This is a genomic window from Erythrobacter sp. (assembly GCF_024305245.1).
Taxonomy (GTDB): domain Bacteria; phylum Pseudomonadota; class Alphaproteobacteria; order Sphingomonadales; family Sphingomonadaceae; genus Erythrobacter.
The window spans coordinates 38,086-52,017 of record NZ_JAMWYX010000005.1 but is presented as its reverse complement, the minus strand read 5'-3'; the positions used below and the strand labels follow the sequence as shown (position 1 = coordinate 52,017).

15 protein-coding genes are annotated in these 13,932 nt (G+C 64.1%); 7 read left to right on the top strand and 8 right to left on the bottom strand.

Annotated elements, in window-relative coordinates; all coding sequences use genetic code 11:
• The first annotated feature begins 2 nt into the window (after positions 1 to 2).
• The 5 genes from Q0L48_RS08855 to Q0L48_RS08835 all read left to right on the top strand — a co-directional run bounded on the left by Q0L48_RS08855 (position 3) and on the right by Q0L48_RS08835 (position 4,216).
• Positions 3 to 1,469, top strand: a complete 1,467-nt coding sequence (locus Q0L48_RS08855) for a cytochrome ubiquinol oxidase subunit I (RefSeq protein ID WP_296719831.1) — start codon at positions 3 to 5, stop codon at positions 1,467 to 1,469.
• Positions 1,466 to 2,464 (top strand): cytochrome d ubiquinol oxidase subunit II, encoded by a 999-nt coding sequence (gene cydB, locus Q0L48_RS08850; RefSeq protein WP_296719828.1) that lies wholly within the window; start codon positions 1,466 to 1,468, stop codon positions 2,462 to 2,464. Before Q0L48_RS08855 ends, cydB begins: the two co-directional genes overlap by 4 nt.
• Positions 2,465 to 2,498: 34 nt before the next feature.
• Positions 2,499 to 2,633: a DUF2474 family protein gene (locus Q0L48_RS08845; protein ID WP_296719825.1), complete on the top strand. Its 135-nt coding sequence runs from the start codon at positions 2,499 to 2,501 to the stop codon at positions 2,631 to 2,633.
• Complete coding sequence (locus Q0L48_RS08840) at positions 2,630 to 2,980, top strand: DUF393 domain-containing protein (protein ID WP_296719822.1); 351 nt, start codon at positions 2,630 to 2,632, stop codon at positions 2,978 to 2,980. The genes Q0L48_RS08845 and Q0L48_RS08840 overlap by 4 nt, the downstream gene beginning before the upstream one ends.
• Positions 2,981 to 3,049: 69 nt before the next feature.
• Positions 3,050 to 4,216 carry an alpha-hydroxy-acid oxidizing protein gene (locus tag Q0L48_RS08835; protein WP_296719821.1) on the top strand — a complete coding sequence of 389 codons (1,167 nt, stop codon included), beginning with the start codon at positions 3,050 to 3,052 and terminating at the stop codon, positions 4,214 to 4,216.
• 271 nt (positions 4,217 to 4,487) lie between these two features.
• Here Q0L48_RS08835 and Q0L48_RS08830 read toward each other — a convergent pair whose 3' ends face one another.
• The gene (locus Q0L48_RS08830; RefSeq protein ID WP_296719818.1) at positions 4,488 to 5,939 is read right to left on the bottom strand and encodes an NAD-dependent succinate-semialdehyde dehydrogenase; all 1,452 of its coding nucleotides are present in this window, start codon (positions 5,937 to 5,939) and stop codon (positions 4,488 to 4,490) included.
• A gap of 95 nt (positions 5,940 to 6,034) precedes the next feature.
• Between Q0L48_RS08830 and ald the strand changes: the two genes are divergently transcribed.
• Positions 6,035 to 7,117, top strand: a complete 1,083-nt coding sequence (gene ald / locus Q0L48_RS08825; protein ID WP_296719816.1) for an alanine dehydrogenase — start codon at positions 6,035 to 6,037, stop codon at positions 7,115 to 7,117.
• Positions 7,118 to 7,210: 93 nt separating this feature from the next.
• Positions 7,211 to 7,903 (top strand): alternative oxidase, encoded by a 693-nt coding sequence (locus tag Q0L48_RS08820; RefSeq protein WP_296719814.1) that lies wholly within the window; start codon positions 7,211 to 7,213, stop codon positions 7,901 to 7,903.
• On the opposite strand, the gene Q0L48_RS08815 is transcribed toward Q0L48_RS08820, so the two are convergent.
• The 7 genes from Q0L48_RS08815 to Q0L48_RS08785 all read right to left on the bottom strand — a co-directional run bounded on the left by Q0L48_RS08815 (position 7,900) and on the right by Q0L48_RS08785 (position 13,895).
• A complete protein-coding gene (locus Q0L48_RS08815; protein WP_296719811.1) occupies positions 7,900 to 8,910 on the bottom strand; it encodes a fumarylacetoacetate hydrolase family protein in 1,011 nt (336 codons plus the stop codon). The two genes, Q0L48_RS08820 and Q0L48_RS08815, sit on opposite strands and share 4 nt — an antisense overlap.
• The gene (gene maiA, locus Q0L48_RS08810) at positions 8,907 to 9,557 is read right to left on the bottom strand and encodes a maleylacetoacetate isomerase (protein ID WP_296719809.1); all 651 of its coding nucleotides are present in this window, start codon (positions 9,555 to 9,557) and stop codon (positions 8,907 to 8,909) included. Before maiA ends, Q0L48_RS08815 begins: the two co-directional genes overlap by 4 nt.
• Positions 9,554 to 9,751, bottom strand: coding sequence for a hypothetical protein (locus Q0L48_RS08805; RefSeq protein ID WP_296719806.1), 198 nt, complete (start codon positions 9,749 to 9,751; stop codon positions 9,554 to 9,556). Before Q0L48_RS08805 ends, maiA begins: the two co-directional genes overlap by 4 nt.
• Positions 9,751 to 10,926: an acyl-CoA dehydrogenase gene (locus tag Q0L48_RS08800; protein WP_296720345.1), complete on the bottom strand. Its 1,176-nt coding sequence runs from the start codon at positions 10,924 to 10,926 to the stop codon at positions 9,751 to 9,753. The genes Q0L48_RS08805 and Q0L48_RS08800 overlap by 1 nt, the downstream gene beginning before the upstream one ends.
• Before the next feature lie 133 nt (positions 10,927 to 11,059).
• A complete protein-coding gene (locus Q0L48_RS08795; protein ID WP_296719804.1) occupies positions 11,060 to 11,416 on the bottom strand; it encodes a response regulator in 357 nt (118 codons plus the stop codon).
• Positions 11,417 to 11,493: 77 nt separating this feature from the next.
• On the bottom strand, positions 11,494 to 12,117 hold the full coding sequence (locus Q0L48_RS08790; RefSeq protein WP_296719803.1) for a hypothetical protein: 624 nt from the start codon (positions 12,115 to 12,117) through the stop codon (positions 11,494 to 11,496).
• A 95-nt stretch (positions 12,118 to 12,212) separates the two neighbouring features.
• Positions 12,213 to 13,895 carry a von Willebrand factor type A domain-containing protein gene (locus Q0L48_RS08785; RefSeq protein WP_296719800.1) on the bottom strand — a complete coding sequence of 561 codons (1,683 nt, stop codon included), beginning with the start codon at positions 13,893 to 13,895 and terminating at the stop codon, positions 12,213 to 12,215.
• Positions 13,896 to 13,932: the final 37 nt, after the last annotated feature.

Here is a 13,932-nt window from a genome sequence, read left to right as displayed (position 1 = left end):
CCATGTTGGAAAATCTCGACGCCCTGATGCTCGCGCGGATTCAGTTCGCTTTCACGGTGAGCTTCCATTTCTTCTTTCCGGCGTTTTCAATCGGATTGGCGAGCTACCTAGCGGTGCTTGAAGGATTGTGGCTGAAGACCGGCAAGTCCGTCTATCTCGACTTGTTCAAGTACTGGATCAAGATTTTCGCCATCGCCTTTGCGATGGGGGTCGTGTCCGGCATCGTCATGTCATACCAGTTCGGCACCAACTGGTCGGTGTTCTCCGATGTCGCCGGGCCGGTGATCGGGCCGTTGATGGCGTATGAAGTGCTGACCGCATTTTTCCTTGAGGCAGGATTCCTCGGCGTGATGCTGTTCGGGATGAACAAGGTCGGCAAGAAACTTCACTTTGCCGCCACGCTGATGGTGGCGTTGGGGACGTTCGTGTCCGCGTTCTGGATCCTGTCGGTGAACAGCTGGATGCACACGCCGACGGGCCATATCCTTGGCGCCAACGGCCAATTCATGCCGGGTGAAAGCTGGTGGGACATCGTCTTCAATCCCAGCTTCCCCTACCGCCTCGTCCACACGGTGATGGCAGCCTATCTCACCACCGCTTTCGTGGTCGGCGCGGTGGGCGCGTGGCACCTGTTGAAAGACCGTGCCAGCCCGCACGCCCGGACGATGTTCTCGATGGCGATGTGGATGGCGGCAATCGTCACTCCTTTGCAGATTTTCGCAGGCGATATGCACGGGCTGAACACGCTCGAACATCAGCCGCAGAAGGTGATGGCGATGGAGGGGCATTTCGACAGCCACCCAGAAGGCGCGCCGCTGATCCTGTTCGGCATCCCCGATTCTGAAACGAAGACGGTGCGTTATTCCATCGAAATCCCCAAAGCATCCTCGCTGATCCTTAAGCATGATCTCAACGCACCGATGGCGGGCCTGGATACTATTCCCGATGACGAGGAGCCGCCGGTCGAGGTCGTGTTCTGGAGCTTCCGCATCATGGTCGGCATCGGCTTTGCGATGCTCGGCGTCGGGCTGTGGAGCCTGTGGGGCCGGGTGCGCGGCAGGCTGTATGACATGCCGTGGCTGCACCGCGCGGCTGTTGTCATGGGGCCTTCCGGGTTCGCCGCCGTGCTGGCCGGGTGGATCACCACCGAAGTCGGCCGCCAGCCCTATGTCGTATACGGCCTGCTACGCACTGCCGATGCCGCCAGTCCGCTGGATGCGCCGGCAGTCGCCGCGTCGCTGCTCGCTTTCGTTCTGGTGTACTTCGCGGTCTTCGGTATCGGTATCTGGTACATTCTCAAGCTGATGGGCAAGGCTCCGCATGCTGGCGAATATGGCGTGAAGCGCGGCGATGTCGGCCCGATCCGTACCGCCGGGATCACGCCGGGGCCGTCGCAGAATCCGGGACAGGACGACACCTGGCCTGGCGATAATCAGGCCAACCGGCACGGCGAACGGGAGGACGCATGATGGATCTGACCGTCATCTGGGCCTTCATCATCGCCTTTGCCGTCTTTGCCTATGTGGTGATGGACGGGTTCGATCTGGGCATCGGCATACTGTTCCCGACCTTCGCTGTCGGGCGCGAGCGCGACCGGGCGATGAACTCGATCGCGCCGGTGTGGGACGGGAACGAGACCTGGCTGGTTTTGGGCGGGGGCGGGTTGTTCGCTGCCTTCCCGCTGGCCTACGCGGTGATCCTGCCCGCCACCTATCCGCTGATCATCGCGATGCTGCTGGGTCTCGTGTTTCGCGGGGTCGCGTTCGAATTCCGTTGGCGCGATCCGTCGCACCGGGCGTTCTGGGACGGCGCCTTTACTGGCGGATCGCTGGTCGCAGCGCTGGCGCAAGGGATGACACTGGGCGCGCTGCTGCAGGGCATCGAGGTGGACGGCCGCGCCTATGCCGGAAGCTGGTTCGACTGGCTCACGCCCTATACGCTTCTGACCGGCCTCGGCACGGTTGCGGGCTATGCGTTGCTGGGTAGCACCTGGCTGATCTGGAAGCTCGACGGCGACGAGCAGGCGCATGCCCGCAAGCTGGCGGTGCGTTCTGCGGCGGCGACGATCGTGCTGATGGGTGCGGTGAGCGTCTACAACATCACGCTCAATCCCGAATATGCCGCGCACTGGCTGGCCGCGCCGCAAATCTACTGGGTCGCGCCGGTGCCGATCGTGACCGCGATCATCGCGATCTCGATGGTGCGGGCGATCACGCGGGACCGCAACTCCAAACCGTTCTGGCTGGCGATCGCGCTGTTCTTTCTGGGTATGAGCGGGTTGGGGGTGACGATCTGGCCCTATGTCGTGCCGCCCGGCGTCACCATCTGGGATGCCGCTGCGCCCGAAAGCAGCCAGATCTTCATGCTGGTGGGCGTGGCAATCACCATGCCGCTGATCATCGCCTATACCATCTGGGCTTACTGGGTGTTCCGCGGCAAGGTTGCGGACGAGGGGTATCATTGATGTCCTCAGGTAGCGCAGCGTTAGGACAGCAATAATGCTTGTGCCGCCTGATCCCCCTCCCGAACCGCCGCTGTGGCAGCGCCTGTTATGGATGGCGGGCATCTGGGCGGCGAGCGTCGCGGTGCTTGGCGTGGTCGCTTACATAATCCGGCTGTGGATCGCACCGTGAGCCAACCGGTGAAGGTCTGGTTCGATGGCGATTGCCCGCTGTGCCGCCGCGAAATCGCGGCGATGCGACGGCTGGACAGGCGCGGGGCGATAACCTTCGTCGATGTTGCCAAGGGCGCAGACCCGTCCTGCCCGATCGATCGCGCGGCGCTGCTCGCGCGCTTCCATGCCGAGGAAGATGGCGTGGTGCATGATGGCGCAGCGGCCTTCGCGGCGATGTGGCGCGCAATCCCGCTGCTGCGCCCGCTCGGGCTGGCTGCGCGCAATGGCACGGTGCTGCGCGTGCTGGAGGCGGCCTATCTGCAATTCCTCAAGGTCCGCCCCCGGCTGCAACGCTTCTTTGCCTGAAAAACCGCTTGCCCCGCAGCGCTGCATGGTCTGAATCCCTGCCAAACAGAAACGGGAGAGAGCAACGCCATGACCTATTTCGGCGCGATGCAGAACGAGATCTACAATGCCGGCCTGCGCGGCATCCTGCCGACCTTTCCGGTCGATTTCGCCACGCTGGAGAAACGCGCGCACGAGGCATTGGGGCCGAGCCTGACCAATTATGTCGCGGGCGGGTGCGGGGACGAACACACGCAGGATCAGAACGCCGCTGCTTTCCGCAACTGGGGCATGGTGCCGCGGATGATGGTCGATTGTGCGGAGCGTGACCTGTCGATCGAGCTGTTCGGCCAGACCTATCCCACACCGCTGTTCATGGCGCCGATCGGCCTCAATGGCGAAGCCTCGCAGGATCGTCATGGCGACATGGCGGCGGCGCGCGCATCGGCGATGACGGGGGTGCCGTTCTGCGCATCGACCCTCGCCAATGATCCGCTGGAGGATGTGAAGGCGGCGTGCGGGGAAACGCCTGCGTGGTTCCAGCTTTACACGCCCAAGAACAGGGAACTCGCCACCAGCCTGATCCGCCGCGCCGAGGATGCGGGTTACAGCGCGCTGGTGGTGACGCTGGATACTTGGGTGACCGGCTGGCGCCCGCGCGACCTGAACGCGTCGAACTTCCCGCAGCTGCGCGGCAAGGTGCTGCAGAACTACTTCACCGATCCCGTCTTCCGCTCGCTGCTCGCCAAGCCGCCCGAGGAAGATCCGGCGGCGGCGATCTTCACTTGGGCCGCGACATTTGGCCAGGTGCTGACGTGGGACGACATGGCGTGGTTCAAGTCGGTCACCAAACTGCCGATCGTGCTCAAGGGCATCTGCCACCCCGATGATGCGCGCCGCGCCGTCGATAGCGGAGCGGACGCGGTCTATTGTTCCAATCACGGCGGGCGGCAGGCCAATGGCGGGATCGCCACGATAGATCTGCTGGCCGATGTGGTCGCGGCGTCGGGCGAAACGCCGGTGCTGTTCGACAGCGGGATCCGCTCCGGCACGGATGCGGTCAAGGCGCTGGCGATGGGCGCGCGTGCGGTCGGTGTGGGCCGGCCCTATACCTACGGGCTGGCTCTGGGCGGAGCGGAGGGCGCGGCCTGGGTGTTACGTTCGATCCTGGCCGAAGCCGATCTTTTGATGGCCGTTAACGGTTATCCGACCCTGCAGGACGTCCGATCTGCCGGGGTGCGGCGCACGGATCGATAGGGCGAGGCGGGCGCAAGGCGATTAACCACGTTCTTCATACTTTTTCCACAGATTTGCTGTTAGTCTGATCATGACAACAAACCGCGAATCGGGAAGCGATCAATGGCAAGACCAACTATCTGGTCCAGTGGGCCGGATCCCATGTGTCGGACCGTCTGCATTCAGGACGAATTCTCGCGACGAGCGCGCTATGGCCGCATCCAGCCGATGCATAGCCCTGGCTCGCTCCTGTCGCGGATCGCCAGCCTGATTGCGTGACTGGCGGCGGGCGTCAGCCGCCCGCCTTCGCCATCATCACCAGCTTGGTATCGGTGAAGGCGAGATAGCCTTCCTCGCCGCCTTCGGAACCAAAACCGCTGTCACCGACCCCGCCGAACGGGGTTTCGGGTGACGCCACGATCAGCTGGTTGATCCCAACCATCCCGGCGCGCAAAGCCCGCCCGAGATAATGCGCTTCGTCCAGATTGCCGCTGAAGGCATAGGCGGCAAGGCCGTAGCGCAGGCTGTTGGCGATCCGCACCGCATCTTCGATAGTATCATAGGGTACGACGCCCGCAATCGGGCCGAAGGGTTCTTCCGTCATGAAGCGGCTGTCGGGCGCCGGATTGGCGATGACAGTCGGCTGGAAGAAGAACCCGCTGCCCGCGATTGCGGAACCGCCGGTCACCACTTCGCCGCGATTACCACCGCTGTCGGCCACCACGTGCTCCATCGCCGCAATCCGGCGTCCGTGAGCGAGCGGACCCATTTCGACGCTTTCGTCCTCGCCGGGATCACCAATCTTAAGCTTGCCTGCGCGGGCGGCGAATTCGGCGACGAACTGGTCGTAGATCGTCTTGTCGACCAGAAACCGCGTGGGCGAGACGCAGACCTGCCCGGCATTGCGGAACTTGGTGGCCGCGCACATCGCCACAGCGCGCTCGAAATCGGCGTGCTTGCTGACGATCACCGGGGCATGCCCGCCAAGCTCGGGCGTGAACCGCTTCATGTGACTGGCCGCCAGCGCGCCCAATTGCTTGCCCACAGCAGTCGATCCGGTGAAGCTGACCTTGCGCGTCGAAGGCGCGGCGATCAGGTGTTCGGACACCGGGCCGGGGTCGCCGTAGACAAGGTTCAGCACGCCCTTGGGCAGGCCCGCATCCACAAAGCATTCGACCAGCAATTGCGCCGATGCCGGGGTGTTTTCGGCCGGTTTCAGGATCGCGGTGCAGCCCGCTGCCAGTGCGCCTGCGATCTTCTTGGCGGGCAGGTTGACCGGGAAGTTCCACGGAGTGAGCAGCACGGCTGGCCCGACCGGTTCATGAGTCACCATCTGCGCGATCAGCTGCGCCCCGCGGGTCGGGATCAGCCGGCCGCCCTTGCGCTTGGCTTCTTCTCCGAGGAAGTCGATCACATCGGCCGAGCCGGCGATTTCACCCAGGCCCTGCGCGCGCGGCTTGCCCATTTCGGCAGTCACGACATTGGCGATGGCCGGTGCGCGTTCGCGCAGCAGATCGGCGGCGCGGCGGAGAATGGCGTAACGATCGGCGCCGGAGGTGCGGCTCCAGATGACGAACGCCTCATCCGACGCCTTCAGCGCGGCATCGAGCTGCGTCGGTGAAGCCTTGGGACAATGTCCGATGGCCTGCCCGGTGGCCGGGTTCACCACTGCCATCGTCCCTGCTTCCCCGGTTTCGATCCACTCACCGTCGATGAGCATTTTGAGAGTGGGATAGGCGGCCATGGGCTTGCTCCTTGGTTTGATTCGACCTTGCGCGAACTTGTAATTTTATTGCGCTTACTCTAGCGGCGTTTCCGCTGCTTCGCGAGGAGAGAATCATGCTGGTCGGCGTTCCCAAGGAAATTAAACCAAGCGAGTTTCGCGTTGGTCTCACCCCCGAAGCGGTGCGCGAATATGTCGCCGCCGGGCACAATGTGATCGTGGAAACCGGTGCCGGTCTCGGTATCGACAAGAACGATGACACCTACCGCAAGGCCGGGGCCGAAGTGGTGGATAGCGCCGCAGAAGTCTTCGCCCGGGCCGAGATGGTGGTGAAGGTCAAGGAACCGCAGCCGGGCGAGTGGGTGCAACTGCGCGAAGGGCAGATCCTGTTCACCTACCTCCACCTCGCGCCCGATCCCGATCAGGCGCGCGGGCTGATGGATGCGGGCGTTTCGGCCATCGCCTATGAAACCGTGACCGGGCCGGGCGGCGGCCTGCCCTTGCTCGCTCCGATGAGCGAAGTGGCCGGGCGGCTTTCGATCGAGGCTGGCGCGCATGCGTTGCGCGCGAACAATGGCGGGCGCGGCACCCTGATGGGCGGGGTTCCCGGCGTGCTTCCGGCGCGGGTCGTGGTGCTCGGCGGCGGCGTGGTCGGCACGCAGGCGGCGCGCATGGCGGTGGGGCTGGGCGCGACGGTGGAGATCTTCGACCGCTCGCTCCCGCGTCTGCGCCAGCTGGACGAGATGTTCCAAGGCCGGGCGATCACCCGCTACTCGACTGCAGGCACGATCGAACAAGCGGTCAGCGAGGCCGACGTGGTGATCGGCGCGGTGCTGATCCCCGGTGCCAGCGCGCCGCACCTTGTGACCCGCGCGATGCTGGGCGACATGAAGAACCGCGCGGTGTTGGTCGATGTCGCGATCGATCAGGGCGGGTGCTTTGAAACTTCGCACGCTACCACGCACGAGAACCCGACCTACGAAGTCGACGGCATCATCCACTACTGCGTTGCCAATATGCCGGGCGCGGTGCCGCTGACCAGTTCCTACGCGCTCAACAATGCGACTCTGCCGTTCGGTTTGGCGCTTGCCAACAAGGGGTTGAAGGCGTGCGAGGATGATCCTCACCTTGCTCCCGGGCTCAACGTGCATCAGGGCAAGATTGTCAATTCTGCAGTCGCCGAGAGCCTCGGCTTCTGAGGCTTGCATTTTTTGGCACAAATGATGCCGCCAATTCGCGGGTAATCCGGCTCGGTTGATCGTAGATCGGTGGCACCAGGAAAGGTGCCCCCGATGAAACCGTTCAATCCGCAGCCGCTTGTTCGTACCGTCAACCCTGACGTCATCATCGAAACCCACGTCGCCCCGCAATCGGCCAGCGACCGGGTCGCCTTCGCCTTTGTCAAACTGTTGCGGTTTTGCGCCGACCGGTTCTTTGCCAAACGCTACGGCCACCGCGCCGTCGTGCTTGAAACGGTTGCCGCTGTGCCGGGTATGGTCGGCGGGCTGTGGCAGCACCTCACTGCACTGCGCACGATGCGCGACGATGAAGGCTGGATCCGTACGCTGCTGGACGAGGCCGAGAACGAGCGGATGCATCTGATGACCTTCATCGAGATTGCCAAGCCGAACGCATTCGAACGGTTTCTTGTGCTGGCGGTGCAGCTGGTGTTCTACAATTTCTACTTCTTCCTCTACCTGTTCGCACCGCGCACCGCGCACCGCGTGGTCGGCTATTTCGAGGAGGAGGCGGTCTACAGCTACACCCAATATCTCGCCGAGGTCGATGCCGGACGGCTGGAGAACGTCCCCGCGCCGCAGCTTGCCATCGATTATTGGCAGCTGCCGCAGAACGCCCGGCTACGCGATGTCATTGTGGCCGTGCGGGCCGATGAGGCCGAGCACCGCGATGTGAACCACTACTTCGTCAGCGAATTGGACAATCGCAAGGCGCACAAGCCGCTGGGCGGACAGACGGCCCCTTAAACTGCCACCACCTGCTGCTCGATCGCGCCGAAGATCGAGTGGTTGTGTTCATCGCGCATCTCGATCCTCACGGTGTCGCCCGCCTGCATGAACGGAGTGCTGGCAGCGCCATCGCGGATCGTTTCGATCATGCGGATTTCGGCGATGCAGGAATAGCCAGCGCCGCCGTCCGCCACCGGCGTGCCTGCGCCGCTATCCGCGCCCTTGTTCGATACCGTGCCGGTGCCGATCACCGTGCCCGCGCCGAGGTTGCGCGTCTTGGCGGCATGGGCGACCAGCTGCGCGAGGTTGAAGGTCGCATCCTGCCCCGCATTCGCCCGCCCGAACGGCGCGCCGTTATAGTCGACCATCAGCGGCAGGTGGATAAGACTGTCCGCCCATGCATCGCCCAACTCGTCGGGCGTGACCGCCACCGGAGAAAAGGCGCTGGCGGGCTTGGACTGGAAGAACCCGAAGCCCTTTTCCAGCTCCGCCGGGATCAGCCCGCGCAATGACACATCGTTGACCAGCATGATCAGCTTGATGTGGCTGCCAGCTTCCTCCGCCGAAACGCCCATCGGCACGTCGTCGGTGATACAGGCGATCTCGCCCTCCATGTCGCAGCCCCACGCCGGATCGCCCAGCGGGATATCGCCGCGCGGGCGCAGGAAGCCGTCCGATCCGCCCTGATACATCAGCGGGTCGGTGTAGAAGCTGTCGGGAACCTTGCTCCCGCGTGCCTGACGAACCAGTTCGACATGGTTGATATAGGCGCTGCCATCGGCCCACTGGTAGGCGCGCGGCAGCGGCGAATGGGCCTGACGTTCGTGGAACCGCTCGCACGGCACGGTCTCATGCTCGACATCGCGGGCGAGCACTTCGAGTTCGGGCGCGACCCGCTCCCAATTGTCGAGCGCGGCTTGCAGGGTCGGCGCAATGTAACCGGCGGCGCAGCAGCGGGTGAGGTCTTTCGACACCACCACCAGCATCCCGTCACGCGTGCCATTGTCGAGGGTTGCGAGCTTCATTGTGGGTTCCTCTCGGGCGAATCTTGTTGGTTATCGGGATGGGCGTCCGCGAAGGCGGGCAGGGCGAGACACGCGGCCTCGATCCGGGTCAGGTGCGGACTGGCCGACAGGTCGTAATCGAACCGCCGCGCGTTGTAGAGCTGCGGGATCAGCACCACTTCGAACAGGCCGGGTGCGTCGCCGTGAACGAAGTCCCCGGTTTCAAGCTGTGACAGCCGCGCCTCCACCGGCACCAGCGTGCGGGCGAGCCAGTGGCGGTACCACGTGTTGATCTCGTCCTGCGAGTGGCCCAGCGGGTCTTTCAGGTATTTCAGCACCGGCAGGTTGTTGACCGCGTGAATCTCGGTCGCGACGGCGTAGGCGAGTTCCCGCACCGTGTAGCGTGCCTCGATATCGCCGGGCAGCAGCGGGGCATCGGGATAGGCCTCGTCCAGCCATTCCAGCAGCGCCATCGACTGTGCCCGGTCGCGCCCGTCCGCTTCCAGCATCGGCAGCGATCCGAACGGGTTGCGCTGCGTGAAGGCGGTGTCCTTGTTCTCGGCCGTGACGAGGTTCACCGGCACGTTCTCGAACGCCAGCCCCTTGAGGTTCAACGCAATCCGCAGGCGGTACGAGGTGGATGAGCGGAAGTAGCCGTAGAGCTTCATACGCGAAATCCCGCGATCCCGGCCGCCAGCGGGCGCTTGTAGGAGACACATGAGACACTGTTCAGGAACAGAAAACCGCGCCCTCCGATCAGCCGTCCAAAATCGTTCTCGCCGCTCTTCCCAACCCGCGTTTCCATCCAGCCACCATGCCGCGATGCGCGGGTGTAGGACAGGGCCTTCCCGAAACGCCTCATCAGAACGCTGCAATCCCTGTGATCGCGCGGCCTAGGATCAGCGCGTGGACATCATGCGTGCCTTCGTAGGTGTTGACCGTTTCCAGGTTCACCGCGTGGCGGATGACCTGATATTCCTCGGAAATGCCGTTGCCGCCGTGCATGTCGCGTGCGGCCCGCGCGATATCGAGCGCCTTGCCGACATTATTGCGCTTCACGATCGAAATCATGTCAGGCGCGAACCGGCCGTCGTCGATCAAGCGGCCTACACGCAAGGAAGCCTGCAACCCCAGCGCGATGTCGCTCATCATGTCGGCGAGCTTTTTCTGGAACAGCTGCGTGCCTGCCAGTGGCCGTCCGAACTGGTGACGGTCGAGGCCGTATTGCCGCGCGGCGGCAAGGCAGAATTCCGCTGCGCCCATCGCGCCCCATGAAATCCCGTAACGCGCACGGTTGAGGCAGCCGAACGGGCCTTTCAGCCCTTCGACGTTCGGCAGCAGCGCCGATGCGGGCACGCGCACCTCGTCCATCATGATCATGCCGGTGGTCGAGGCGCGAAGGCTGATCTTGCCCTTGATCTTGGGCGCGGACAGCCCGGTCATGCCTTTTTCCAGCACAAAGCCGCGGATCGCGCCGCCGTGTTCCTCGGACTTGGCCCAGATCACGAACACATCGGCGAAGGGCGAATTGGAAATCCACGTCTTGCTGCCGGAGATGACGTAATCATCGCCATCCTTGCGGGCGAAGGTCTTCATCCCCGCCGGGTCGCTGCCGGCATCGGGTTCGGTCAGGCCGAAGCAGCCGATCAACTCGCCAGCGGCCAGACCGGGCAGGTATTTGCGGCGCTGTTCGTCCGAGCCATAGGCGTAGATCGGATGCATCACGAGGCTGGACTGCACGCTCGCCATCGAGCGGTATCCGGAATCCACCCGTTCGATCTCGCGCGCGATCAGTCCGTAGGCGACATAGCCCGCGCCCGCGCCGCCGAATTCTTCGGGGATGGTCGCGCCCAGCAGCCCGGCCTTGCCCATCAGCGGGAACAGTTCGGGCGCGTCTGTTTCCTCGCGGAAGGCATCGATCACGCGCGGCTGTAATTCGCTTTGCGCAAAGCCGTGCGCCGCGTCGCGGATCATCCGCTCTTCTTCGGTCAGCTGGCTTTCGATGTCGAACGGGTCTTCCCAGTTGAACGGGACGATGCCGCTTTTCGGCGCTGCGGGCGTGGTGCCATGCACGATTTTTTGCTCCTGCTTTTTCTTTTCCCAGCTTTCGCAGGCTTGGCGATGCGGGGCAAGGGGGAGCGCGGCGAAGTGTGGCGGTGCGGGGGCCTTTTCAGGAGGTCATCAGCGCGCGCCCGACCATATCCAGCAGTGCGGCTGGCGGGCAGGGCTTGGCCACGGCCACCGCGCGCGGAAAGCGGGCGGCGATTGCGTCGCGCTCGTCCCGTTCGGAATGGAGGATCACCGGCACATCATCGTCGATCAATTTCTGCGCCAGTTCGTAGGTCAGCCCGTCCACCAGCTCGATATCGAGGATCGCCAGATCGGGCTTTTCCTTCTGGCAGGCGAGCAACGCGGAGGAAATCCCGGCATGCGGCCCTTCGACCTCGTAGCCGGCTTCTTCAAAAGTATCGCACAGGTCGAAAGCCGTGATGAATTCGTCTTCCGCTACCAAGATCCGCACGGCCATCGGTCCTCTCCCGTGTCCACGACTCCGCCCCCAACGCGGCAGAGTAACACGGTTTGGGCGCAAACCTTGCGGGTTTCTTAACCGTTCCGGCCGAACCTTTCGGAGAAGCCCGCCTCGTCGCCCGCCGCCAGCAGACGGGCCTGCGCAACCCACTGATCGCGGGCGATGCGCCCCGAAAACCGCCCCAGCTGCGCATCCATCCGATCGATATCGGCAGCCGACCAGCTGGCGATCTGGCCAAAGCTGGAAACGCCAAGATCGCCCAGCAGCGCCGCCAGCTTGGGGCCGACGCCCTTGATCCGGGTCAGATCGTCGCTGCCACCGGTCGCGGGCGGAGTGGCTGGCGGGGTCGCGGGCGATGCCGGGGGAGGGGCGGCATGGGCAACAGGCGCAGTGGTGGCCGGAGCGACCTCCGGCCCTGCCTCGGCATCGGTGCCCAGCGGGGCGGCGGCAATCGTCTGGGTATTGGCGGCGGCGGACAGCGGCCCCTGCGACACCTCCGGCGCGCGCGGCGCGTCGATCAGCGCCTGATTGCGCTTGGCCCGCTCGGCCCCGTCATCCAGCACGTCGGTCTTGGTGGTGGCGTTCTGATCGACCACCTTCGATTTGCGGTTGGTGCGCATGACCAGCCAGACGACCAGCACCAGCAGCACAAGGCCGATCACGATCAGGGGCAGGGCAGCGGTAATATCTGGCGACATTTGGGGAAGGCTCCGTTCAGGATTCGGTTGCCCGCGCCCTTAGCAGCCCTGAACGGTCAAGCCCAACCCCTTAACGCGGCAAGAGAGCCTGGGCCTCAGCCGCCCTTCATGCTCCCCGCCAGCGCATTCAGCCGCAGGAATTCCTGCCGCCAGAAATTGTCCTTGCCCGATCTGTTCTGATCGCCCGCCAGCCCGCCGATCTGATCGAAGCTGTAGCCCATCATCATCTCGTCGCCGCGCAGCACCTGACCGAAGGCAGCGACCGCGGCGGCGAAGGCGAAATCGCCCCGCGGCAAGGCGGCAGACTTGAACGCACTGGAAGCGACCGGCTGCTCGATCAGTTTGGAGGTTTTGCCATCGGGCAGCTTGTACCGCAGCTTGACGTTGGCGGCTTCGGCCAGCCGCGCGGTGGCGGCGGCATCGGGCTTGTCCTCGTACTTGCGCGGCGCGATCCAGCCCTTGCCGCCGACCGGCACCACTTCGTAGATCGCCGTCACCTGATGGCCCGCGCCGATATCGCCAGCATCGACCAGATCATTGTCGAAATCCTCTTCGCGCAGGGCCCGGTTTTCATAGCCGACCAGACGGTACTGGCCGATCACCGCAGGGTTGAATTCAACCTGGATCTTCACATCCTTGGCAATGGTGAACAGCGTGCTCGACATCTCCTCGCCCAGCACCTTCTTCGCTTCCAGCGCGTTGTCGATGTAGAAGTAGTTGCCGTTCCCGTGATTGGCGATCTGCTCCATCATCGCTTCGTTGTAATTGCCCTGACCGAAGCCGAGCGTGGTCAGCGTAATGCCGCTATCGCGCTTGTTCTCGATCAGTTCGATCAGGGCCTTGGTGTTCGAAACGCCGACATTGAAATCGCCGTCGGTGGCAAGGATCACGCGGTTGACGCCGCCCTTGATGAAGTTGTCTTCGGCAATGCGGTAGGCGAGTTCGATGCCGGCACCCCCGGCGGTTGATCCGCCCGCTTCGAGAGCTTCCAGAGCGCGGCGGATCTTGCCGGTGTCGCTGGTGGGTTCCAGCACCATGCCGGCCGCGCCTGCATAGACGACGATCGCAACCTTGTCCTTCGCCGACAATTCGCCCGCCAGTCCGGCGAGCGCGGTCTTGACCAGCGGCAGCTTGTCGGCAGCGTTCATCGATCCCGAGACATCCATCAGGAATACGAGGTTGGCGGGCGGGCGTTCGGCGGTGTCGATATCGTAACCGCGCAGGCCGATGCGCATCAGGTAGGTGCCGTCGTTCCACGGCGTCTTCGCGACATCGGTCGTCACCGTGAAAGGCTGGCTGCGGTCTTTCGGGCGCGCGTAGTCGTAGCGGAAATAGTTGATCATTTCCTCGGTTCGCACCGCATCCTGCGGGGGCATCATGCCTTGCGTCAGGAACCGGCGGGTGTTGGCATAGGCGCCGGTATCGACATCGACGCTGAAGGTGGAAACGGGCTCGGCCAGCGTCAGCTTGACCGGCGAGACTTCCTTGCCTTCATATTGCTCGCGGCCCGGATCGGTCGCGACCATCACAGGCGGGGCGTAGTAGGCAACTTCGGCGCTGGCCGGGCTCCTGACCCGCGATCCCGTTACCATCAAGGCCTGATCAGCCACCGCATAGGATGGCGCAGGCGGGGGCGGAGGGGGCGGCGGCGGTGGCGGCGGAGAGGCCATGCCGGGCGGCGGCGTCGGCGCCTTGGCCAGTTCTTCGGGCGCCTTGCTGGCGCAGCCTGCAATCACGGCACACAGCGCCGCAGTTCCGATCAGACGAGTCCCACGCATCACCTTGTTCTCCCCGCTTGTTTCAGCGGAGGTCAAA